We start from the raw sequence: 20,354 nt of genomic DNA on the forward strand, positions 1-20,354 counted from the left end.
TATAAGGAGACTGTTTTAAGTCCACCAGACCCCATGGCCTTCGATCAGCTGCTGCTTACTGCCGCTCCCTGGCTGGGTTGGTCTGGGCTTGGGCTTGGAGCACTAACGGCAGTTGCCTTCCTCACCAAATGGGGCATTCGGTTTCGACTGGTCGGCGTGAGCAGCTTCACCTTGCTGCTGGCCGTGAGTTGCTGGGCATTCGGCGTGAGCTACACACCGCCAGTAGTAGTGGAGGGTGCAGTGCGGGCACCGATCGTGTTCGACAACGGCAACGACCTTGTGGTGGCCCAGGTTCCTGCCGACCTAGCCCCAACAACAGTTCAAGCCACCCTGGAGCAATTGGAGGGCAACCTGCGCGGCTCAGGTCGCTCCAGCAGCACCGTGCTGGTGCGGTTGCGGGGCATCCAATCGGAGGGCGATGGGCTGGGACGCCCCGTCATCCTGGGCGAGTTGAGCAAGACCTTGCGTTGATGCCGAACTTCAACGACACGATCGAGGAGCTCCCCCAGTCGTTTCGCAGGGAACAAAAGGAACTGGACCGGGCCGGTATCAAGCGCTGGTCCAGCATCCGTGATCTAACGGATCTGCAACTGAGCCAACTCGCCCGCAGTGGCCAGGCTTCCGCCCGAAACCTCAAGCGGCTGCGGGGCATGGCCAATTTGGCCTGCCGCTTGGATTTGCCTCCCCAGGACGCCGCGCTGCTGATGCATGCGGGCATCGCCACGCCCGCCGCTCTGGCGGCATGCACCCCCGAACGTCTTGTGCGCCAGACCGGAAGGCTGGAGCGCAGCCTTGGAACCAAACGGCCCGCCGTGGTGGATCTGCGGGTGGCCGGCGATTGGATCCGCCGCGCCAGGCAACTGGCGAACTGACCCCAGCAACCCTGCCTTGGCGTCCAATCCTGCGTATGAACCTTTTATGGGCTTGAAACTCCTACGCAAAGCTTTAATCGCTCTGGCTCTCTTGGGCTCACCATTGCTCGTGGTAGCTGCTGACTCGGACTTGCTCAACAGCGTCAAACGCAATCCTGAAAAAGCAAAGGCCATGTGCCGTTCGTTCCGGCAAATGAACGCTAACGGCCGATCGCCATTCTCCAAGACGTACATCAACCAGGTCGCTGCCAGCGAGAACCTGAGTTTTCAGGATGCGGAAATTCTCATGACCTACATCGTGGGGATGCATTGCGACGATGTCCGCTGAAACAAGCAGAATTGCCTGCCGGTCTGCAGCGCTGAGGACGGCAGATTGTGTGGTGCTGCGGTCACGGTTGTGGCACCCCAGCGGAGAAGGCCCCTGGCCTGCCCTGCTAATGCGGCAGCCCTACGGGAGCCGCATCGCCTCAACCGTCACCTATGCCCACCCCAGCTGGTGGGCTTCCCATGGCTTCCTGGTGGTCGTTCAGGACGTAAGAGGACAAGGGGAGTCGGAGGGACGTTTCCGGGGATTTGGTCAGGAAGCGGCCGACACCACCGCCACCCATGCCTGGGTGAGGCAGCTGCCGGAATGCAATGGACGCCTGGGGGTCTACGGGTTTTCGTATCAGGGCCTGACCCAGCTCACCGCAGCTGAGTCGGCCCCACCGCCGGAGTGCACCGCTCCGGCGATGACCGGCCTGGACGAACGACGCCATTGGAGTTGTGAAGGCGGTGCCCACTGGTGGCACCTCGGCCTTGGCTGGGGGCTACAGCTGGCGGCCCTCCAGGCCCAGCGACGCGGAGATGCAACGGCCTGGCTGGAGATTCGTCGAAGCCTTGAAGACAACCGCTATCTGCGGGACGGACCAAGCCTGCTGGAGCGCCATGACCCCGAAGGCATGGCCTGGAGCTGGTTAAAAAACGACCCCAGCAACGCTCAGCAGTGGACAGTTCATCACGCCCCGGAGAGCTGGCTTCAGCGGCCGATGCTGTTGATCGGTGGATGGTGGGATCCGCATCTGGTGGGTCTGCTGGACCTCTGGCATCGCAGCCAGGTGGCCGGCGGGCAGCCATCCCTGCACATCGGGCCGGCCTCCCATCTGCAGTGGTGGCCGGGAACCCAGCAGCTGATGCTTCAGTTCTTCCAACAGCATTTGCAGGATCGCCCCCCGCAGGAGCCGAAGCCCAGCCACCAGCTCTGGAACATCACCCAGCATCAGTGGGATGCGATCCCCGCACCGGCCACGGGCAGATCAGCGTCATGGGGACTGCGCAGCAATGGACTGGCCTGCATAGACCCAAGCGACGGTGCCCTTGTGGCGGATGGAGAAGGAGAAGGAAGCGTGGTCATCGTTCATGACCCTTGGCGACCGGTTCCAGCCATCGGTGGACACCTCGGGACAACCCCTGGGCCGGCGGAGCGCACGGCCGTGGATCAACGCAACGACGTTGCAACATTCACCACTGCACCCCTGATTGATGAGCTGCTGCTGTCGGGTCAACCGCACCTCCTGCTGGACGCTGAAGCGGACCAGCCCGGGTTTGATCTCTGCATCAGCCTCTCGCGCCTGTCCGCGGAAGCCAACAGCGTTGAACAACTGAGCACGGGAGTCGTACGGGTTCGCGGTGAGGAGGCGTTGCAGCCAGCCAGGCGCAGCGTGACCCTCCAGCCGCTGCACGCGAGCCTGGCTTGTGGCGATCGACTGAGAATCTCAGTTGCCGCAGCAGCGTGGCCCGCCATTGGCGTCAACCCTGGCCACGATGCCCTGCCCTGCGGAGCACCAAGCCCAGAGCATCGTGTGGTGACGCTGACACTGAAACTTGCTGACTCCACCCTGCAGATGAACCCCTTTGATTCCGGCAGACTGAAGCTCGACTGAAGTTTGTGCTTTGACGCAAGCGGTCGGATCATCAACGTCGACATTTCCCGAGACTTCGTCTGATCAACAGCGGATCTGTTTCGTAAATCGGGCTTAACATCTCGCCCAATTCACAGATCTCCCATGGGTGTCGCCGCAGTCCTCGACTGGATGGTGCAGGACGGCGAACGGTTGGCGAATTGTCGCCATGACCACCCGTTTGCGGTACTTGGTCCTCAACCCTCGGATCAGGGTTGGACAGTGCGGATGTGGATGCCGGAAGCCCAAACAGTCACCCTTTTGCAAGCTGGTGACGAGATCGCCATGACAACGCCGAACCACCCCTGGGTGTTCGAGGCACAGCTCAACAGAGACCCCGGCTGCACTTACCGGGTCAGGGTTGAGCGGGGCGGGATTGTGCATGAACAACACGACCCCTGGGCCTTCCGCGGCGAATGGATGGGCGAAATGGATCGCCACCTTTTTGCTGAAGGCAACCATCACCACATTTGGCAAAAGATGGGTGCCCACCTCACCCAGCGTGACGGGGTCAAGGGTGTGATGTTCTGTCTGTGGGCGCCCAGCGCTCTCACCGTCTCCGTGATTGGAGATCTGAATTCGTGGGACGGACGTCACCACCCCATGCAGCAGCGCGTCGGAGGAATCTGGGAACTGTTCATCCCCGGCCTCGAGGAGGGACATCTCTACAAGTACGAAATCCGTACCCAGGATGGTCACTGCTACCAAAAGGCTGATCCTTACGGCTTCCAACACGAGGTTCGCCCGGACAACAGCTCCGTTGTGGCTCGCCTGGGCGGATTTCAATGGTCCGATCAAGGCTGGATGCAGAAGCGCGACAGCAGCAACGCGCTCGATCAACCGATCTCGGTGTATGAAATGCACCTGGGCAGCTGGATCCACGCCTCAGCGGACGAGCCCTGGATTCAACCCGACGGCACCCCTCGGACGCCCGTTCCCGCAGCGGAGATGAAGCCCGGCGCTCGCCTGCTTACCTATGCCGAACTCGCCGATCGCCTGATTCCTTACGTCAAGGAGAGGGGCTTCACCCACATCGAGGTGATGCCGATCACCGAGCATCCCTTCGACGGCTCCTGGGGTTATCAGGTGACGGGTTGGTATGCCCCCACCAGCCGCTACGGAAAGCCAGATGAATTCCGGGCCTTCGTGGATCGCTGTCACGCCGAAGGCATCGGCGTGATCATCGACTGGGTTCCGGGCCACTTCCCAAAGGATGCCCACGGCCTGGCCTTCTTTGATGGCACCCATCTCTATGAACACAGTGATCCCCGGATCGGGGAACACAAGGAATGGGGAACACTGATCTTCAATTACAGCCGCAACGAGGTTCGTAATTTCCTCGTCGCCAACCTGGTGTTCTGGTTCGAGCAGTTCCACATAGATGGCATTCGCGTGGATGCCGTGGCCTCGATGCTCTATCGCGACTACCTGCGTCCCGACGGGGAATGGCTCCCCAATGAGAACGGTGGTCGGGAGAACACCGAAGCTGTTCGCTTCCTGCAGCAGGCCAACCACGTGCTGTTCCAGCACTTCCCAGGGGCCCTCTCGATCGCGGAGGAATCAACCACCTGGCCGATGGTGACGCAGCCCACGGACAGCGGCGGCCTCGGATTCAACCTCAAATGGAACATGGGTTGGATGCATGACATGCTCGATTACTTCGAGCTGGACCCGTGGTTCCGCCAGTTCCACCAGAACAACATCACGTTCTCGATCTGGTACACCTACACCGAGAACTTCATGCTGGCCCTGAGCCACGATGAAGTGGTGCACGGGAAGAGCCATCTCCTGCACAAGATGCCGGGAGATGACTGGCAGAAGTACGCCAACACCCGGGCGTTGCTCTCCTACATGTGGACGCACCCCGGCAAGAAGACGATCTTCATGGGGATGGAATTCGGCCAGCGGGCTGAATGGAATGTGTGGGGCGATCTCCAGTGGGATCTGCTCAACTACGAACCTCACAAGGGCATCCAGCGGTTGGTGGATGACCTCAACGTTCTCTACAAGGCAGAACCGGCCCTCTGGCGCGACGACTTCGACCAATTCGGCTTCCAGTGGATCGATTGCAACGACAACCGCCACTCCGTGATCAGCTTCATGCGTCGGGAGAGTGCCAGCGGCACCTGGCTAGTGGTGGTTGCGAACTTCACGCCCCAAAGTCACTCCCACTACCGCGTGGGCGTTCCGCTCTCCGGCTTCTACGAGGAGATCTTCAACTCAGATGCAGCCAAATACGGCGGCAGCAACCTCGGCAACATGGGTGGCAAACCAACGGACGAGTGGGGCATCCACGGCTACGAGAACTCCTTGGATCTCTGCCTGCCGCCGCTGAGCCTGATGGTGTTCAAGCACGACCCGAAACGCAGCCTGAGCAGCAGCGAGCCGAACAACATCGTGTGACGAACGTGATGACAAAGAGGGGGTAAAGCTCTAGCCAAGGCCTCGATTCGGGTAGGTTTCCGGCTGACCTAACCGGGCTTGATGAGCGACTCTTTACCCCTGCTCCTGCGTGCTGCGCGCGGTGAATCGGTGGAGCGTCCTCCGGTGTGGATGATGCGCCAGGCCGGTCGCTACATGAAGATCTACCGGGACTTGCGGGACAAGTACCCCAGCTTCCGTGAGCGTTCCGAAAACCCTGATCTCTCTTATGAGATCTCGATGCAGCCGTTTCACGCCTTCAAGCCCGATGGCGTGATCCTGTTCTCCGACATCCTCACTCCCCTGCCGGGGATGGGAATCGATTTCGACATCATCGAGAGCAAAGGCCCTCAGATCGGCGATCCAATCCGGAGCATGGACCAGGTGGATGCTCTGCACCCGCTCAACCCCGCCGAGTCGATGCCCTTTGTGGGTGAGGTGCTGGGTCGTCTCCGCCAAAGCGTTGGCAACGAAGCAGCTGTTCTCGGCTTCGTTGGTGCTCCCTGGACCCTTGCCGCCTACGTGGTAGAAGGCAAGAGCAGCAAAAACTACGCGGTGATCAAGGCCATGGCCTTCCGCGAACCCGAGATCCTGCACAAGCTGCTCGACCACTTCGCCGAGTCGATCGCCAATTACCTGCGCTACCAGATTGATTCCGGCGCCCAGGTAGTGCAGATGTTTGATTCCTGGGCCGGCCAGCTCAGCCCGGCGGACTACGACACCTTCGCTGCTCCCTATCAGAAGAAGGTGGTGGATCTGGTCAAGCAGACGCACCCTGACACCCCCTTCATCCTCTACATCTCCGGCAGCGCCGGCGTGATCGAGCGGATGGCCAACACCGGTGTTGACATCGTTTCGCTGGATTGGACCGTGGACATGGCCGAAGCCTTGGCTCGTCTGCCGGAGCACGTTGGTGTTCAGGGCAACGTGGATCCCGGCCTGCTATTCGGCACCCCGGAGGCGATTGAGGCCCGCATCGATGACTGCGTGCGCAAGGCCCGCGGCCGGAAGCACATCCTCAACCTCGGCCATGGAATCCTGCCGGGTACACCGGAAGAGAATGGTGAAGCCTTCTTCCGGGCCGGCAAGAGCGTGATGGACCGTCTCGGGGCTGTCGTTTGACCCGCATCCTGGTGACCGGCGCCAGCGGATGCGTCGGTCAGTACATCTCCCGCTGGCTTCTTGACCACTCGAATGCCGAGCTGCTGCTCTGGCTGAGGGACCCAGCCAAACTCACCGCTGTTCCAGCAGACCATCCCCGCATCCGCCTATTGGTGGGGGACCTGCGGGACACGGACCTTTTTGCCCAAGAGCTGGCCTCGGTAAACCGGGTGATTCACACCGCCACGGCCTGGGGTGACCCCGAGCGGGCCGAACAGGTGAATGTGATGGCGGTGAAACGGATGCTGGCGCTTCTGGATCCCAGCAAGCTGAAGCAAATCATTTACTTCTCAACGGCCAGCGTGCTCGATCGGCACCTGTGCCCCCTGCCGGAAGCTCTGGCCTACGGCACCGAATACATCCAAACCAAGGCTCGCTGCCTCAGGGATCTTGAACAACACCCCCTGGCCAGCAAAATTATTGCGGTGTTTCCCACCTTGGTGTTCGGTGGACGGGTCGACGGCACCAGCCCCTTCCCCACCAGCTACCTCACCGAAGGTTTGGCTGAAGTCAGCCGTTGGCTCTGGCTGGCCCGCTGGCTTCGGGTGGATGCGAGCTTCCACTTCATCCATGCGGAAGACATCGCCCGCATCTGTGGCCTACTGGCCACACGCCCCCATGAACCCAACCGAGAACCCGGGCAAGGAGCTCTGCGCCGGGTGGTGATGGGACAACCGGCCGTCTCGGTGAATGACACCGTAAAAACCCTATGCCGCTGGCGCGGTGTGGCCCGAACGCCCGGCATTCCGCTCTGGCCATGGCTGATAGAGACTCTGATCAGCGTTCTGCCGATCGAAGTGAATTCCTGGGACCGGTTCAGCATTCGCCAGCGCCACTTCATCCATGACCCGGTGACGCAGCCGGAACGTTTCGGTGGCAGCAGCCATGCCCCTGACTTGGCAACAGTTCTTAGCGATTCCGGCCTGCCCAATCGCGGAACCCCCAGACCCGCGCGTAAGGTCAATGCATCGACCTAGCACTTTCATGCGCTCCGTCATCCGCACCATTGCAGCCGCCTGCTGCGCCTTCCTGATGCTGATCGGCCTCAACGTCGGCAGCGCTCAAGCCGCCACTGTTGAAGTGAAGCTCGGAACCGACGGCGGTATGCTCGCCTTCGAGCCCGCTACCGTGAACATCAAGGCCGGCGACACTGTCAAGTTCGTCAACAACAAACTGGCTCCTCACAACGCTGTCTTCGAAGGTCACGACGAGTACAGCCACTCCGATCTCGCCTTCAACCCCGGCGAATCTTGGGAGGAAACCTTCGCCACCGCTGGAACCTACGACTTCTACTGCGAGCCTCACCGCGGTGCTGGCATGGTCGGCAAGGTGGTCGTTGAGTGATTCCTGGATTTCTGAGGAAATCTTTGAAAATCTCAAACTGAACTGAATTCCCCGGGCTGTGTATCAACCACAGCCCGGGGTTCTTTTTTTTGCCGGCAACGATGGATAGCTTGGGGCATTGAGGGGGGTTGCGATGGCACGCCTATCAGGCCTGATCCTGACGTTGCTGTTGATCGTTGGCGCAACAGGTCTGCTGTCTGTTCCTGCGACGGCAATTGACACGATTGAAAGTTCCGCCTTGGAGCGAGGTGAGCAAATTTTCAACAGCAACTGTGCGGCTTGTCACATGGGTGGCGGCAATGTGATCAGCGCCAACCGAACGCTGAAGATCAGCGACTTGAACGACCATGTGGTGGCCTACTCCAGCTCCCCGCTGGAGGCCCTGGAGCATGAGATCGAGGATGGGCTGAATGCAATGCCCAGCTATGCCGACAAACTGAGTGAGGAGGAGATCATGGCGGTGGCCACCTACGTCGAACAACGGGCCGAATTGGGATGGTCCAGGCGATGAGTCGTGAAGCTTTTCGGGATTTTCTGCGGGCTGTGGAGCACAACCAAGGCTTGCGGCGTGATGCGGCCCAATGCCGTGATGACTATCAACTGTTGGCCCTGGCACGCCGCCACGGCTTCAATGTGGTCCAGCGGGATCTCTGGGACGACGCCTGCGAATCAGCCATCACCAGCTGGTTCGAAACCAGCCGGATTCAGCGCTCTTTTCTTCAATCAACACCCCCGCAATCAACACCCTTCCAATCACCAAAGACCTGATGGCCGTTGTCACCCTTCTCAGTGATTTTGTCGACGGTACCAGCATGGCCCTGGCGGAAGACACCGATGCCGCCGATCTGAACGCCTTCATGACCGCCAATCAAGGCCGACTCTGGGCGAGCGTGCAGCAGCGCCGCCGGCAGCGAGAGCAAACCATCGAGCGGCGAGGTCCTGGAACGGTGTACTTCGCCGCGGACGCCCCAGGGGCTGCCGCCGTGGAGCGCTACCTCGGCAGTGAAACGGGCTCATCTGAGGAAGCAGCAGCACTGCAGGCCATGCGGAGCGCTGGGGTGGAGATCGCCCCCCATGTGGGAGCAGACCGTGAACGCGATGTTCTGCTCAACGGCCGGTTGAAAGACCTGACGGCCCAGGCCAAGGCCAAGGGTTTTGGTTGAAGCCATGGGCGATGCAGCGATGAAACTTCCTGAGAACCCTCTTGGCCTGAAGAGTTTTGACGAGCTGGTGGAGTGGACCGTGTCCTACCTCCACTTCAAACACGCCCTAGAGGTGATTGCCTTCACCCCAGAGGCCGCAACTTCGTATCTCTATCGCTTCAGCGCGTTCAGCAGCCGCTATGCCACGGAGATGAAAAAACAGGACATCCTTGAGGCCCTCCTCCCCAAAGAGATGCGGGAGACCATCGAAGCCGACAACGCTCACCGCGCACTTCTACGGGAGCTGCTCAACGGCTGATCAAGCTGCGGACTGGGCCTGCTTGGCCGCCTGCAACACAGCCAGATAGAGATCCTCGTCGATTTCCCGGATGTCGTACTCCGTGGGTTTCACCCCGTGGTGGTGCTCATGCACCACCATCCAACAGCTGCGTTCCAGCTCACCGCCAGCCGTTGATGCGAGCGCCAAGCCCTGCTGCATGAGGGAGTCCACCAGCGGCTGATTAGGCATTGGCATCCAAGGGTTCGGCAAACTCTAAAAAGTCACCCCGGTTTGCCGCTCCCTGGCGTGAGGACCGATCCAAAGGCTTCGGTTTGCCCCCACTGAAGAGGGAACAAGCCCCATACGGTGAACCCAGTTTGAAACGCATCCGAGATGCAACCCACGGCTGAACAGTTCACCGAACAAGCCTGGGCCGCCATCGTCGCCGCCCAGCAACTGGCGCACAGCGCTAGGCATCAGCAACTGGAAACGGAGCATCTCCTGCTTGCGCTGTTGCAGCAGAACGGTCTGGCTGGACGCATTCTCAGCAAAGCAGGGGTCGACGTTGGCACATTCCAGGCGGCCGTCGACAGCCATCTCAGGCAGCAGCCCAGTCTTGGCTCTCCACCGGAATCGGTGTTTCTAGGACGCTCCCTGAACAGCTGCCTGGATCGCGCCGAAACAGCCCGCGATGGATTCAGTGACAGCTACATCGCTATCGAACATCTGATGCTGGCCCTGGCCGACGATGAACGCTGCGGCAGGCAACTGCTCAGCCAAGCGGGCGTTGACACCAGCAAACTCAAAGAAGCCATTACAGCTGTGCGAGGCAACCAGACGGTGACCGATCAGAACCCGGAAGGGACCTATGAATCGCTTGAAAAGTACGGACGAGACCTTACGGCCGCCGCTCGTGACGGAAAGCTGGACCCGGTGATCGGTCGAGACGAGGAGATCCGGCGCACTATCCAGATCCTCAGCCGGCGCACTAAAAACAACCCCGTGCTGATCGGCGAACCAGGGGTCGGAAAGACCGCCATTGTTGAGGGATTGGCGCAGCGCATCGTGAATGGCGATGTGCCCCAGGCCTTGCAGAACCGTCAGCTCATCGCCCTCGACATGGGAGCCCTGATCGCCGGCGCGAAATACCGAGGTGAGTTCGAGGAACGGCTCAAAGCTGTGCTCAAGGAGGTCACCGCTTCGGAAGGCCAGATCGTGCTGTTCATCGATGAAATCCACACGGTGGTGGGCGCTGGAGCCACCGGTGGAGCAATGGATGCCAGCAATCTGCTCAAGCCGATGCTGGCCAGGGGGGAACTGCGCTGCATTGGCGCCACCACCCTCGACGAGCACCGCCAGCACATCGAAAAAGACCCCGCCTTGGAGCGACGCTTCCAGCAAGTGCTGGTGAATCAACCGAGCGTGGAAGACACGATTTCAATCCTGAGGGGCCTGAAAGAGCGTTATGAGGTGCACCATGGCGTCCGCATCGCCGACAGTGCCCTGGTGGCAGCTGCTGTGTTGAGCAGCCGCTACATCGCCGACCGCTTTCTGCCAGATAAAGCGATTGATCTGGTAGATGAATCAGCCGCTCGCCTGAAGATGGAGATCACCTCCAAACCGGAGGAGATCGATGAAATCGATCGCAAGATCCTGCAGCTGGAGATGGAGAAGCTCTCCCTCGGCCGTGAATCCGACAGTGCCAGCCAGGAGCGGCTGCAGAGGATCGAGCGGGAGCTGGCAGACCTGGGCGAACAACAAAGTTCCCTGAATGCCCAGTGGCGAAAAGAGAAAGGGGCGATAGATGAGCTGTCGTCGCTCAAGGAGGAGATCGAACGGGTGCAGCTGCAGGTGGAACAGGCCAAACGCAGCTACGACCTGAACAAAGCAGCGGAACTGGAATACGGCACCCTGGCCTCGCTGCAGAAGCAGTTGCTCGAACAGGACGCCCAGATCGCCTCAGAGGAGTCTGGCGAGAAAGGCTTGCTGCGGGAGGAGGTGAGTGAAGATGACATCGCTGAGGTGATCGCCAAGTGGACCGGAATCCCTTTGGCACGACTGGTGCAGAGCGAAATGGAGAAGCTGCTGCAGCTGGAGGATGACCTGCATCAGCGGGTGATCGGCCAGCACCAGGCCGTCACCGCCGTCGCCGATGCAATTCAACGGTCCAGGGCAGGGCTGAGCGACCCGAACCGCCCCATCGCCAGCTTCCTATTCCTCGGCCCCACTGGTGTGGGCAAGACGGAACTCTCTAAAGCCCTCGCCAACCGGCTGTTCGACAGCGATGACGCCATGGTTCGCATCGACATGTCGGAGTACATGGAGAAGCACACCGTGAGCCGTTTGATCGGGGCACCTCCCGGCTACGTGGGGTATGAGGCCGGTGGCCAGCTCACCGAAGCGGTGCGTCGTCGGCCCTACGCCGTGATCCTGTTCGACGAGGTGGAGAAAGCCCACCCGGATGTCTTCAACGTGATGTTGCAGATCCTCGATGACGGCCGTGTCACCGATGGGCAAGGCCACACAGTGGACTTCACCAACACCGTGCTGATTCTCACCAGCAACATCGGCAGCCAGTCGATCCTGGAGCTGGCCAGCGATCCCGAGCAGCATGGAGCGATGGAAAGCCGGGTGAATGACGCTCTCCGGGCCCATTTCCGGCCGGAATTCCTCAATCGCCTCGACGATCAGATCATCTTCCACAGCCTCAGGCGGGAGGAACTGCGCCAGATCGTCACCCTGCAGGTGGAACGTCTGCGCCAGCGGCTGGCTGAGCGCAAGCTGGAGCTCAGCCTGAGCGATGGGGCCGCCGACTGGCTCGCCAATGCCGGATATGACCCCGTCTATGGGGCACGACCGCTGAAACGCGCTGTGCAACGGGAACTGGAGACACCCATTGCCAAAGCGATCCTGGCGGGTCGTTACAGCGAGGGGCAGGCGATCAGCGTGGAGCTGGAAGCGGACGTGTTAGCCCTGCGCTGAAAACCCATCGGGGACAGCGCTGTAGGTGGCCGCATTGCGGCTGTTCTCCCGCGCCTCCACGCCGAAGCAACAGGTGCGACCGCCGTCCCGCTCCTGCAGCAGCTCATTGGCCCAGGTCCAGATCAAGGCCGCCGTTGCCTCCATGCCCACGTTCTCCATCACGCGGAGATCAATGGCCTGGAGGTCATGCAGCCGCTGCCATTCCGCCAGCAGTGGATCGTCGGCATTGACCAGAAAGGTGTGGTCGAACTGCTGCCTCAGGCGTTCTTCGAAGGGGCGAAGGCTAGAGAAATCAACAACAAACCCGCAGGCATCCAGCTCCGTTGCGGCGAACCAGAGGTTGAAACTGCGGCTGTACCCATGCACGAAGCGGCAATGGCCCTGGTGGCGCCACTGCCGGTGACAGCAGGGATAGCCGCTGAAGGCTTTGCTGCAGCTGTATGGAGTCGGAGAAACGAGCAAGGGGGGAAAACGCGGAATGGAGCACGCTGCGGGAAGATTCAGGCGTTGCCCGAATGTCCGAGGCCTGATGCAGCCCCTCAGCCCCGCCTTCATTGACCAACTCCGTTTTAACGAAGCGGGGCTGATTCCAGCTGTGGCCCAGGACTGGCTGGACGGTGCGGTGCTGATGGTGGCCTGGATGAACCGGGACGCCATCGAAGCCACCCTGCGCAGCGGTGAGGTTTATTACTGGAGCCGCTCACGCCAGGAGCTCTGGCACAAGGGAGCCACCAGCGGTCACATCCAGACGATGCGGGAGATCCGCTACGACTGTGATGCAGACGTGCTGCTGGTGACCGTGGAGCAGGCTGGGGATGTGGCCTGCCACACCGGCTCCCGCAGCTGTTTCTACGAAAACAGCGATGCACGAACCACAGGTGGAGCCGAGGCTCTAGCGCCACCAACGGATGCCTGTACCGAACTGTTCCGGGTGATCGAGGGGAGACGCGAGCAGCCGGAGGGAGGCAGCTACACCAACAAACTGCTGGCGGGGGGAGACAACAGCATCCTCAAGAAAATCGGCGAGGAGAGTGCTGAATTTGTGATGGCCTGCAAAGACGACAACGCCGCCGAGATCGCCGGCGAAGCGGCCGACATCATCTTCCACATGCAGGTGGCCCTGGCCCATCACGGCGTGAGCTGGCGACAGGTGCAGGAAGTGCTGGCCGCACGACGTGGTGCCCCGCGCCGGCACTAAGGCAGACAGGGGCTGTCGCTGCTGATCACCACTTCATCGCCAAGCTCCACGGTGTCCAACAACAACCCCATGGTGAGCTTTCCGGCATTGATGCAACCGCCTGTCACCGCCTTGCCAATCCGGGACTCGTCATTGGTGCCGTGAATGGCGAAGCTGTACCAGCGGAAGACACCGTCGTAGGTATTGAAACGGAAGGGCTGCTCTGTGGCAGGCACAGGAGTCAGGCTGATGTAACCGATGCCGTATTCCCCGGTTTCCCCGTCACCTTTGAAGTCGATGGAGTTCATGTTGGTGAAGAGGCTCTCCCGCAGCTCCTCTTGTGATTTGCCGGATTGCTTCACCAGTTCGGGATCCATCTCGAAGCGGTCGTTGCTGAGGATGGCGTTGATCTGAAAGGTTCCGAGCGGGGTGACGCCCTCTTCAAAGGTGGTGCCTTCACAGGCAATGCCATGGCGACCATGGCCAACGGTGAAACGCAACGGCCCCTCAGCACGATCCAACACACCTTCACTGGCTGCTGGATTGCTGCCATCCAGCTGGATCCGAATCGGTGCTCGAACCTGTGGGTCCTGCTGGGGCAAGCTGTTGTTGGAACGACAACCCACCAGACTCAGCAGAAGACCAGCCACCGCCAGAGAACGGATCAGGTGCATCGATCAGCCACGACTGCCGGCAGCATGCCGCGCCCGCATGGTGACGTCACTCAAGTGATTCAGGTTCGGCCGATTCGATGGGCATTCGAAGCGTTGAACCGAAACGGGTGGTCTGCTGCATGACCCACGTCAGCGTGAGGCGATCCCGCTGTGATGGCACCAACACCGGACGCTTGCCTTGGCTGATCGCCAGAACATCAGTCGGAACAGAACTGTGGCCCCAGAGGCCGAAGGCGTGGCCTAGTTCATGCAGAGCCGTGGCCTGCAGTGCTTCAGCTCGCATCCCTGGTGACACCATTACCTTCACCAGGGGTTCAAGCCTTCGGCGGCCCTGGCGCTGCACGTCCACAACCTGAAGCTGTGTTCGTCCGTTGCTGGCGCGCCAAACCCCAGCCACCTGCCGGCGGGCCGGACGCTGCCGATGAATCAACACGTTCGCCTGTTCCGGATTATCCACCAGCGTGAGCGGAACCAGTGCACCCCAGGTGGTCAGCGCCGATGACACCTGATCAAGCCAGCGTTGGTCCCAGCGGTTGGCCGGCGTGGCGGCGGCGGGCTGAACCCAGACGCACCAATGCTTCAACACGGGCAGGCCAAGGGAGGTGGTGGCGATGGAGGAGGCATAGCCCGGCCTTTGGCCTGGATGCTGGCGTTCCAAAACCACCTGCAGGGTTTGAACCTGCTGTTGTGGAGGACAGAGCTCGGGCTGCATCAGGCGGCGGGAAGACCCACACCGCGGGCCATCAGGGTCGCCATCAACGGAATGCTGGCGAAGCCGACTAGTTCAATATTGATGATCCAGGCCAGACGGTTGGCGAGGGATTCGCTCACCTTCGGCAGCTCACCCTTGCGCAGCGGAATCGCCCAGAGGATGTAAGTGATCGTGGGATACAGCGACAGGCCTCCCACGGAGAGGTACAAACCAACCTTCCACCAGAACAATGGATTCTGGGTGTAAAACTCAGCCCCCTGGCCGAAGTGGATCACGCGCAGGATTCCGCTGACCAGAAGTGCCAGGGCAGCGATGCCATAAACGATGTCGGTGACCACCATCGCCGTGGCCTCCTGGCGATTCGGATCAGCTTTGATCAGCTTCCGCTCCAGCACCAGCGCACCGAAACAGAGCATGAAACTGAGGTAGTGAACGTAGGCAACGCCAGCGTTTTTGGCGATGTCGGACGTGAGAGCGACGGCCAGGGGCATGGGCGTGGCGGTGGAAGGTGCGGCGACCTTAGCCACCCAATTGAATTAACAATGAAAGATTCACTTCAATAACAGGAAGAAAGAGTGAAATAGCGCACAAAGCATTAATTCGGGAGTCTTTATTATGACCGCCAGAAAAAAACACTTTGGTTCTAGGTTCAATTCAGCCGTATCGTCATGATGACGAGTTCTCTGAGTGCTTTTCTCGGCGAAATTGGTCGCCATCAACTGCTCACTCCAGAGCAGGAACTCATGATGGGGAGGAAGGTTCAGGCGATGGTCTCCATCACAGAACGCTGTCATCTGGCTGGCGGGACCGGCCCAGCCTGTGAGTACAGCGATGAAGAAAAGGGCGTGATTCGCCGTGGCGAACGGGCCAAGAATCAGATGATTACGTCCAACCTTCGTCTTGTCGTCAATCTTGCCAAGCGTTACCAGGGCAAGGGCCTGGATCTTCTCGATCTGATTCAAGAGGGCACCCTTGGCCTCACCCGAGCCGTCGAGAAATACGACCCCACCCGCGGCCATCGTTTCTCCACCTATGCCTACTGGTGGATTCGGCAGGGGCTGAATCGAGCGCTCTCCACCCAAAGCCGCACGATTCGCATTCCCGTGAATGTGAACGAAAAGCTCACCAAATTGCGGGCTGCCAAGGCACGCTTGATGCAGCGCAATGGCCTCAGCCCCAGCGGAGAGCAGCTGGCGGAGTTCATGGAGATCCCCATAGCTGAGGTGGAAGATCTGCTGGCCTGTGAACTGCGCAGCGTCACCGTGAGCCTGCAGGGGGTTGTGAAATCGAAATCGGATCCCTCCGAGCTGGTGGATGTGCTCCCAAGCGAGGAGCTACCGCCGCTGGAACGGGCCGAGATCGCTGAACGCACCGCGTCGGCCTGGTCTTTGCTGGCCAAAGCCAATCTCACCCCGAAAGAACACACCGTTGTGACCCTGCGCTTTGGGCTGGATGGCACCAACGAATGGCGCACCCTTGCCGAGGTGGCTCGTCACATGAACTGTTCACGGGAGTATTGCCGTCAGGTGGTGCAGCGGGCCCTGCGCAAACTGCGCAAGACGGGCATTCAAAGCGGACTCGTGGAATCCACACCCTGAAGATCGGCCCGCCCCGCTGGCGTCTTGCTGAGGAACTGGGGAGAGTGGACCCACCCGGTTCCCCCGCATGACTTACCAGGCTGCGCGAACCACCCTTGAAGCCGACGTGCTTGAACGGGAGGTGATCGACGAAACCCTGCTGCGGCGCCTGTTGCAGCGGGCCGGCAGGGTTCTTGCCGCCCCAGCCCTGGAAGCCCTGGAGTTGATGCTTGACCCCGAGACCCCCTCAGCTGCGCGGCTGACGATGCTCGCTGCCCTGAGTTATCTACTGATGCCCGCCGACCTGATTCCAGACCTGCTGCCGGTGGCCGGTTTAAGTGATGATCTGGTGGTGCTTACGGCCATGGTGGGTCTGTGGAGCAATCACGTCACTCCAGCCATCCGGATGCGAGCTCGCCGCAAACTGGATCGCTGGTTTCCCCTGGCGCACTGAATCGCTGAACTGAATCGCTGATCAATGTCTGGCTGGACCCCTGAATTTGAAGCGGATCTCACTCTGCTGCTGAAGGACTGGTTGAAGCAGCAAGGGCGCACACAGGCCGACCTGCGTCGAAACCTGCGCGCTGTGTCAACCCGAATGCCCGCCCTGCTTGAGGTGCTGGAGCGCGAACACAACATGCATGGACTGTCTGGACTGGCTGATCGGCTATGCAGCGTTGAAGCCGAATGGCATGGCCAGCCTTCTAGCGAACCTGCTGGTGTCGCAACGGCCGACGACGATCCGTTCGGGCAACTTGATCTGCTTTTGCAGGAAATTCGAGACGACTGCACCGATTAACGGCCGACACGGGCAAAGTGGTGGCTCAGACATCGCCCCGATGACGCGAAATCACCTCCTCAGCGCCCCCGTTCTGTTGATGATGTTGGTGTTCGGCGCCTCCTCGGCCCAGGCGCAAACCGGGGGGTGGCTGCGGGGAGCGGATAGCGCCACTGGCAAAGACAACAAGATTTAAGCCGATTGCATCAAGACAGAGGACAGCTCCGTCACCTGCGACACCAAAGTGATCAACCCGGCCAGCGACACCAAGGCTGGCTCTTATTACAACCCCTTCAACGACTGAACCCCGTGAGTGAACCCACGCGTTCCAAGAGAAGTTTCCTCGGTTTCGTTGATGCGGGTGAGCGCGAGGTCGCCAGACTGCTCACCCTGATCACGGCAGTGGTGATCAGCGCCGCCATCATCCAGCTGGTGGTTTCCTTGGGCTCCAAATTGCTGACTGGGTCAGCGGCGACGTGGTTGGGCGATGGCCTGATCAAGATCCTTGGCGATCTGCTCACAGTGTTGATCGCGCTGGAGGTGCTGCAAAACATCACTAGTTACTTGAGGCGCCACGTGGTGCAGATCGAACTGGTTCTGGTCACCGCGCTGACGGCTGTGGCTCGAAAAGTGATCGTGCTGCCCTCCGGTGCTGAAAACAAACCCCAGCTGCTGGTGGGCCTCGGGATCGCAGTCGTCTCACTTTCAGCCGCTTACTGGTTGGTGAAGCGTGCGAACGCCACTCCCTCCCGCGAACGACTAGGCCGCGGAGGATCAGCCACCAAGCTTGATTTCCAGGAATGAGGCTTAACGAACAAAAGGAAGGCCGCCCTTCCCGATGGAAAGACGGCCTAACTCGCTCGTTTGCGCATGGCAATCGACCTCAACTTCAGTGTCTGATGCCTTGAAAAATCTCCTCAAGCAATGGAACTGAGGCAGGAAGGTCGAAGCGTCTGGCTCAAGGCACCCTGGGGCCATCGGGTCCAGGTGTGAAGCGGCTCTCCTGCGGGGCACCTACGAACGATGCAGAGGGGAGTCGACTGGCTTGACGCTCTTCGTTGTCGCGCCAGACGAATCGCTTACGAATGGGTGGAAACTGTTGGAGCAGGGGCCAGAAAGTCAGTCTGCTTCTGGGGTTTGCTCAGGTGGAGTGTCGGCCGTCATGGGCTCCTCCTATCTCGATCTACTCACTCTCTTGAGCGATGCGACCGAAGGCAATCAGCTGTCGTGCTCATTTCCTTTTGGGTGCTGCACGACCCATCATGGAAGTGGCGTGGCTCGACGGGCTTAAGCAGCATCCCAGTGCAAGGCCAGCCACAGAGTTCCTGGATCGGGATCGGTGCGCTCCACCCGGTGGCGTTGATGGGGCAAAAGCAGCAAGTGATCTCCTGGACTGAGATCCACAATCCGATCGGGATTCTGCAGCGCAACACAGGCACTCCCCCGCAACACAAGCACCCATTCGTGATCGCACTGATCCATCCATTCGTCATAGGGGGAGCTGAAGCCGTTCGATGCGATCAAAAGCAGTCTCCATGTTTCGGCAGACGCCAACACCTGGGTTGATTCCCCACCAGGAGGAGGGCATGGGGTCGCCAGCAGGTTGGCCTCTCCCCCCGGCCGATGGTCACGCTCACCCCAGCGCCGACCGATGTCGAACCCCCAGGATCTGGCCAGCCGAACAACCTGGTTGTGGTCCGCACAAGCCGCCAGCTGTTCGCGGCTGCTGGAGTCATTCCTCACACGCTCAGCAAGGGCCTGAAGTTGGGAGATCTTGTTGAGGAAACGGATCAGATCCTGTTCCGCCATGGGGACCACCGCACAGCTCCAACGGTGATCCTGACAACAGACCAATCAGGGGATCGACGCAAAAGTCAGAAGATGCTGACCTTCTGTTTAATGCCGTCCGCAACCAAGGCACTCACAATCGGAGATCTGGAGGCTGGATTCTCGACCTACTGCCAGGCCCTGCGTCGCCTTGTAGCCGATGGACGCGACCTCAACGCCATTCGCCGGACGGTCTGCTGGGACTACCTCAACAGGTTGCACACCTCGCTTCCGAAGGATTACCGCTCTCCCGATGAACTGATCCAGCGGTTCCAGAAGGAGGCATCACCTGCTCAAGCAAACTGATCCAAGCCACACCATCCCTGTGCTGAGCCACCTCCTGCGCTGCTGCATTGGTGCGTTTCTTGTTCTGCTGCTGAGCCTTGCTCCAGCCGGCGCTTCGCTGGCTACCGGGCCTGACGCCAGCCCCGGCGCTCTGTTGTTCGAACAGCACTGCGCGGGATGCCACATCAACGGTGGCAACATCATTCGCCGGGGGAAAAACCTGAAGCTGAAGACCCTTGAGCGTGAGCAGATCGCAACGGTGGACGCCATCTCAGCCATCGCCCGGGAAGGGCGAGGCCAGATGAGTGGTTACGCCGAAGCTCTAGGAAGCGATGGAGATCAGCTCGTGGCTGAATGGGTACTCATGCAGGCTCAGAACGCCTGGATCCAGGGATAAACCTCGAGCGCCGTCCAGATTCCCTGCTTCCAATAGATGTCGTCCTCAACCAGCCTGCGAACGACGTCGATGCGGTCGGCCTCGAAGATCCCGAAAACATGGGTGCTTCCCTCGGTGGGTCCGAGCGTGACCAGCGTTCCCTGCTCTTTCAGACTTTGGAGACGAGCAAGGTGCTCATCCCGATAAGGAGCACGCTTCTCAAGAGCATCCGTGCAGTAAGTGCCCCACAAAACGAAACGTGCCATAGCGAAGGATGAAATTACAGCGAACTTTTCAGTGGAAAATGATGGCATAGCAGCTTGAACCATGGCTATGTTGTGAAGGTTGATATCTCTCGAAAGCGATGCTCACTGGGAGCGACCTTCTCAATAAAGTCACAGACCTGGGTGACATCAGCAAATCTGACCTTGTTCATGCCTGTGGCTATGTCTCCACAAAAAAAGATGGTGGTGAACGTCTGAATTTCACCGCTTTTTATGAAGCACTGCTGGAGGCCAAAGGCGTCAGTCTTGGCATGGGTGGTGTTGGCGGTGTGAGCAAAGGCGGCCGCAAACTCAGCTATATGGCCACTGTGCAAGGCAACGGCAATCTTCTCATCGGCAAGGCGTATACGGCACTGCTCGACCTGAAGCCTGGAGATGAATTTGAGATCAAACTGGGTCGCAAACAGATTCGGCTGACACCAGTTGGTGCCACCGACGAAGACGACGAGTGATTCAACAATTGAAAGCAATGCAACTCCTGCCAATGCCGGGGTTTTTTCATGCCTTGTTAAGGATGGCAGC

29 protein-coding genes are annotated in these 20,354 nt (G+C 60.0%); 22 read left to right on the forward strand and 7 right to left on the reverse strand.

The window, feature by feature from the left end:
- Window positions 1–33 precede the first annotated feature (33 nt).
- The 12 genes from Syncc8109_RS06730 to Syncc8109_RS06785 all read left to right on the forward strand — a co-directional run bounded on the left by Syncc8109_RS06730 (window position 34) and on the right by Syncc8109_RS06785 (window position 9,199).
- Window positions 34–471, forward strand: coding sequence for a Ycf51 family protein (locus tag Syncc8109_RS06730; protein WP_006851886.1), 438 nt, complete (start codon window positions 34–36; stop codon window positions 469–471).
- On the forward strand, window positions 471–872 hold the full coding sequence (locus Syncc8109_RS06735) for a DUF4332 domain-containing protein (RefSeq protein WP_006849868.1): 402 nt from the start codon (window positions 471–473) through the stop codon (window positions 870–872). The genes Syncc8109_RS06730 and Syncc8109_RS06735 overlap by 1 nt, the downstream gene beginning before the upstream one ends.
- A 16-nt stretch (window positions 873–888) precedes the next feature.
- Window positions 889–1,200, forward strand: a complete 312-nt coding sequence (locus Syncc8109_RS06740; protein ID WP_084213257.1) for a hypothetical protein — start codon at window positions 889–891, stop codon at window positions 1,198–1,200.
- Window positions 1,190–2,794 carry a CocE/NonD family hydrolase gene (locus Syncc8109_RS06745; protein ID WP_006849823.1) on the forward strand — a complete coding sequence of 535 codons (1,605 nt, stop codon included), beginning with the start codon at window positions 1,190–1,192 and terminating at the stop codon, window positions 2,792–2,794. The genes Syncc8109_RS06740 and Syncc8109_RS06745 overlap by 11 nt, the downstream gene beginning before the upstream one ends.
- 123 nt (window positions 2,795–2,917) lie before the next feature.
- On the forward strand, window positions 2,918–5,215 hold the full coding sequence (gene glgB / locus Syncc8109_RS06750; RefSeq protein WP_006850700.1) for a 1,4-alpha-glucan branching protein GlgB: 2,298 nt from the start codon (window positions 2,918–2,920) through the stop codon (window positions 5,213–5,215).
- A gap of 81 nt (window positions 5,216–5,296) precedes the next feature.
- On the forward strand, window positions 5,297–6,355 hold the full coding sequence (gene hemE / locus Syncc8109_RS06755; protein WP_006850201.1) for a uroporphyrinogen decarboxylase: 1,059 nt from the start codon (window positions 5,297–5,299) through the stop codon (window positions 6,353–6,355).
- Window positions 6,352–7,371: an NAD(P)-dependent oxidoreductase gene (locus Syncc8109_RS06760; protein ID WP_006851576.1), complete on the forward strand. Its 1,020-nt coding sequence runs from the start codon at window positions 6,352–6,354 to the stop codon at window positions 7,369–7,371. Before hemE ends, Syncc8109_RS06760 begins: the two co-directional genes overlap by 4 nt.
- Before the next feature lie 7 nt (window positions 7,372–7,378).
- The gene (gene petE, locus Syncc8109_RS06765; RefSeq protein ID WP_006851002.1) at window positions 7,379–7,738 is read left to right on the forward strand and encodes a plastocyanin; all 360 of its coding nucleotides are present in this window, start codon (window positions 7,379–7,381) and stop codon (window positions 7,736–7,738) included.
- A 133-nt stretch (window positions 7,739–7,871) separates the two neighbouring features.
- Window positions 7,872–8,249: a c-type cytochrome gene (locus tag Syncc8109_RS06770; RefSeq protein ID WP_006850491.1), complete on the forward strand. Its 378-nt coding sequence runs from the start codon at window positions 7,872–7,874 to the stop codon at window positions 8,247–8,249.
- Complete coding sequence (locus Syncc8109_RS06775) at window positions 8,246–8,506, forward strand: Nif11-like leader peptide family natural product precursor (RefSeq protein ID WP_025362355.1); 261 nt, start codon at window positions 8,246–8,248, stop codon at window positions 8,504–8,506. Before Syncc8109_RS06770 ends, Syncc8109_RS06775 begins: the two co-directional genes overlap by 4 nt.
- Entirely contained in the window at window positions 8,506–8,901 is a 396-nt protein-coding gene (locus Syncc8109_RS06780; protein ID WP_006851283.1) for a hypothetical protein, read from the forward strand. The genes Syncc8109_RS06775 and Syncc8109_RS06780 overlap by 1 nt, the downstream gene beginning before the upstream one ends.
- Before the next feature lie 19 nt (window positions 8,902–8,920).
- Window positions 8,921–9,199, forward strand: coding sequence for a hypothetical protein (locus Syncc8109_RS06785; protein WP_232202395.1), 279 nt, complete (start codon window positions 8,921–8,923; stop codon window positions 9,197–9,199).
- On the opposite strand, the gene Syncc8109_RS06790 is transcribed toward Syncc8109_RS06785, so the two are convergent.
- Complete coding sequence (locus tag Syncc8109_RS06790) at window positions 9,200–9,409, reverse strand: hypothetical protein (RefSeq protein ID WP_006851290.1); 210 nt, start codon at window positions 9,407–9,409, stop codon at window positions 9,200–9,202.
- Window positions 9,410–9,553: 144 nt separating this feature from the next.
- Here Syncc8109_RS06790 and clpB point away from each other — a divergent pair, with 144 nt between their 5' ends.
- Window positions 9,554–12,142 carry an ATP-dependent chaperone ClpB gene (clpB, locus tag Syncc8109_RS06795; RefSeq protein ID WP_006849789.1) on the forward strand — a complete coding sequence of 863 codons (2,589 nt, stop codon included), beginning with the start codon at window positions 9,554–9,556 and terminating at the stop codon, window positions 12,140–12,142.
- Here clpB and Syncc8109_RS06800 read toward each other — a convergent pair.
- Entirely contained in the window at window positions 12,128–12,604 is a 477-nt protein-coding gene (locus Syncc8109_RS06800; RefSeq protein ID WP_025362357.1) for a 6-carboxytetrahydropterin synthase, read from the reverse strand. The two genes, clpB and Syncc8109_RS06800, sit on opposite strands and share 15 nt — an antisense overlap.
- A gap of 67 nt (window positions 12,605–12,671) precedes the next feature.
- On the opposite strand from Syncc8109_RS06800, the gene hisIE reads away from it, so the two are divergent.
- On the forward strand, window positions 12,672–13,340 hold the full coding sequence (hisIE, locus tag Syncc8109_RS06805; RefSeq protein ID WP_006850871.1) for a bifunctional phosphoribosyl-AMP cyclohydrolase/phosphoribosyl-ATP diphosphatase HisIE: 669 nt from the start codon (window positions 12,672–12,674) through the stop codon (window positions 13,338–13,340).
- On the opposite strand, the gene Syncc8109_RS06810 is transcribed toward hisIE, so the two are convergent.
- Genes Syncc8109_RS06810 through Syncc8109_RS06820 form a run of 3 tightly spaced genes read right to left on the reverse strand, consistent with a single transcriptional unit; the run spans window position 13,337 to window position 15,196 of the window.
- Entirely contained in the window at window positions 13,337–13,993 is a 657-nt protein-coding gene (locus Syncc8109_RS06810; protein WP_006851773.1) for a L,D-transpeptidase family protein, read from the reverse strand. The genes hisIE and Syncc8109_RS06810 overlap by 4 nt on opposite strands.
- 46 nt (window positions 13,994–14,039) lie before the next feature.
- Entirely contained in the window at window positions 14,040–14,705 is a 666-nt protein-coding gene (locus tag Syncc8109_RS06815; protein WP_006850287.1) for a hypothetical protein, read from the reverse strand.
- Entirely contained in the window at window positions 14,705–15,196 is a 492-nt protein-coding gene (locus Syncc8109_RS06820) for a DUF2214 family protein (RefSeq protein WP_006850050.1), read from the reverse strand. The genes Syncc8109_RS06815 and Syncc8109_RS06820 overlap by 1 nt, the downstream gene beginning before the upstream one ends.
- A gap of 180 nt (window positions 15,197–15,376) precedes the next feature.
- Between Syncc8109_RS06820 and Syncc8109_RS06825 the strand changes: the two genes are divergently transcribed.
- The 5 genes from Syncc8109_RS06825 (at window position 15,377) to Syncc8109_RS06840 (ending at window position 17,864) form a co-directional block, all read left to right on the forward strand.
- Complete coding sequence (locus Syncc8109_RS06825; protein ID WP_025362358.1) at window positions 15,377–16,303, forward strand: sigma-70 family RNA polymerase sigma factor; 927 nt, start codon at window positions 15,377–15,379, stop codon at window positions 16,301–16,303.
- Window positions 16,304–16,370: 67 nt separating this feature from the next.
- The gene (locus tag Syncc8109_RS06830) at window positions 16,371–16,736 is read left to right on the forward strand and encodes a YkvA family protein (protein ID WP_006851846.1); all 366 of its coding nucleotides are present in this window, start codon (window positions 16,371–16,373) and stop codon (window positions 16,734–16,736) included.
- A 24-nt stretch (window positions 16,737–16,760) separates the two neighbouring features.
- Window positions 16,761–17,081, forward strand: coding sequence for a hypothetical protein (locus Syncc8109_RS06835; protein WP_006851257.1), 321 nt, complete (start codon window positions 16,761–16,763; stop codon window positions 17,079–17,081).
- Window positions 17,082–17,121: 40 nt separating this feature from the next.
- Window positions 17,122–17,256, forward strand: a complete 135-nt coding sequence (locus Syncc8109_RS13075; protein ID WP_006850771.1) for a hypothetical protein — start codon at window positions 17,122–17,124, stop codon at window positions 17,254–17,256.
- Window positions 17,257–17,369: 113 nt separating this feature from the next.
- Window positions 17,370–17,864: a phosphate-starvation-inducible PsiE family protein gene (locus tag Syncc8109_RS06840; protein WP_025362359.1), complete on the forward strand. Its 495-nt coding sequence runs from the start codon at window positions 17,370–17,372 to the stop codon at window positions 17,862–17,864.
- Window positions 17,865–18,347: 483 nt separating this feature from the next.
- Here the strand turns inward: Syncc8109_RS06840 and Syncc8109_RS06845 are convergent, their stop codons facing one another.
- Complete coding sequence (locus Syncc8109_RS06845) at window positions 18,348–18,869, reverse strand: Nif11 domain/cupin domain-containing protein (protein WP_025362360.1); 522 nt, start codon at window positions 18,867–18,869, stop codon at window positions 18,348–18,350.
- A 90-nt stretch (window positions 18,870–18,959) separates the two neighbouring features.
- Between Syncc8109_RS06845 and Syncc8109_RS06850 the strand changes: the two genes are divergently transcribed.
- On the forward strand, window positions 18,960–19,193 hold the full coding sequence (locus tag Syncc8109_RS06850) for a DUF3136 domain-containing protein (RefSeq protein WP_025362361.1): 234 nt from the start codon (window positions 18,960–18,962) through the stop codon (window positions 19,191–19,193).
- A 19-nt stretch (window positions 19,194–19,212) separates the two neighbouring features.
- Window positions 19,213–19,569: a c-type cytochrome gene (locus tag Syncc8109_RS06855; RefSeq protein ID WP_006849648.1), complete on the forward strand. Its 357-nt coding sequence runs from the start codon at window positions 19,213–19,215 to the stop codon at window positions 19,567–19,569.
- On the opposite strand, the gene Syncc8109_RS06860 is transcribed toward Syncc8109_RS06855, so the two are convergent.
- On the reverse strand, window positions 19,545–19,814 hold the full coding sequence (locus Syncc8109_RS06860) for a YciI family protein (RefSeq protein WP_006850324.1): 270 nt from the start codon (window positions 19,812–19,814) through the stop codon (window positions 19,545–19,547). The two genes, Syncc8109_RS06855 and Syncc8109_RS06860, sit on opposite strands and share 25 nt — an antisense overlap.
- Before the next feature lie 98 nt (window positions 19,815–19,912).
- Between Syncc8109_RS06860 and Syncc8109_RS06865 the strand changes: the two genes are divergently transcribed.
- Window positions 19,913–20,284, forward strand: a complete 372-nt coding sequence (locus tag Syncc8109_RS06865) for an AbrB family transcriptional regulator (protein WP_006850247.1) — start codon at window positions 19,913–19,915, stop codon at window positions 20,282–20,284.
- The last annotated feature ends 70 nt before the right edge of the window (window positions 20,285–20,354 follow it).

The organism is Synechococcus sp. WH 8109 (assembly GCF_000161795.2).
Classification (GTDB): domain Bacteria; phylum Cyanobacteriota; class Cyanobacteriia; order PCC-6307; family Cyanobiaceae; genus Parasynechococcus.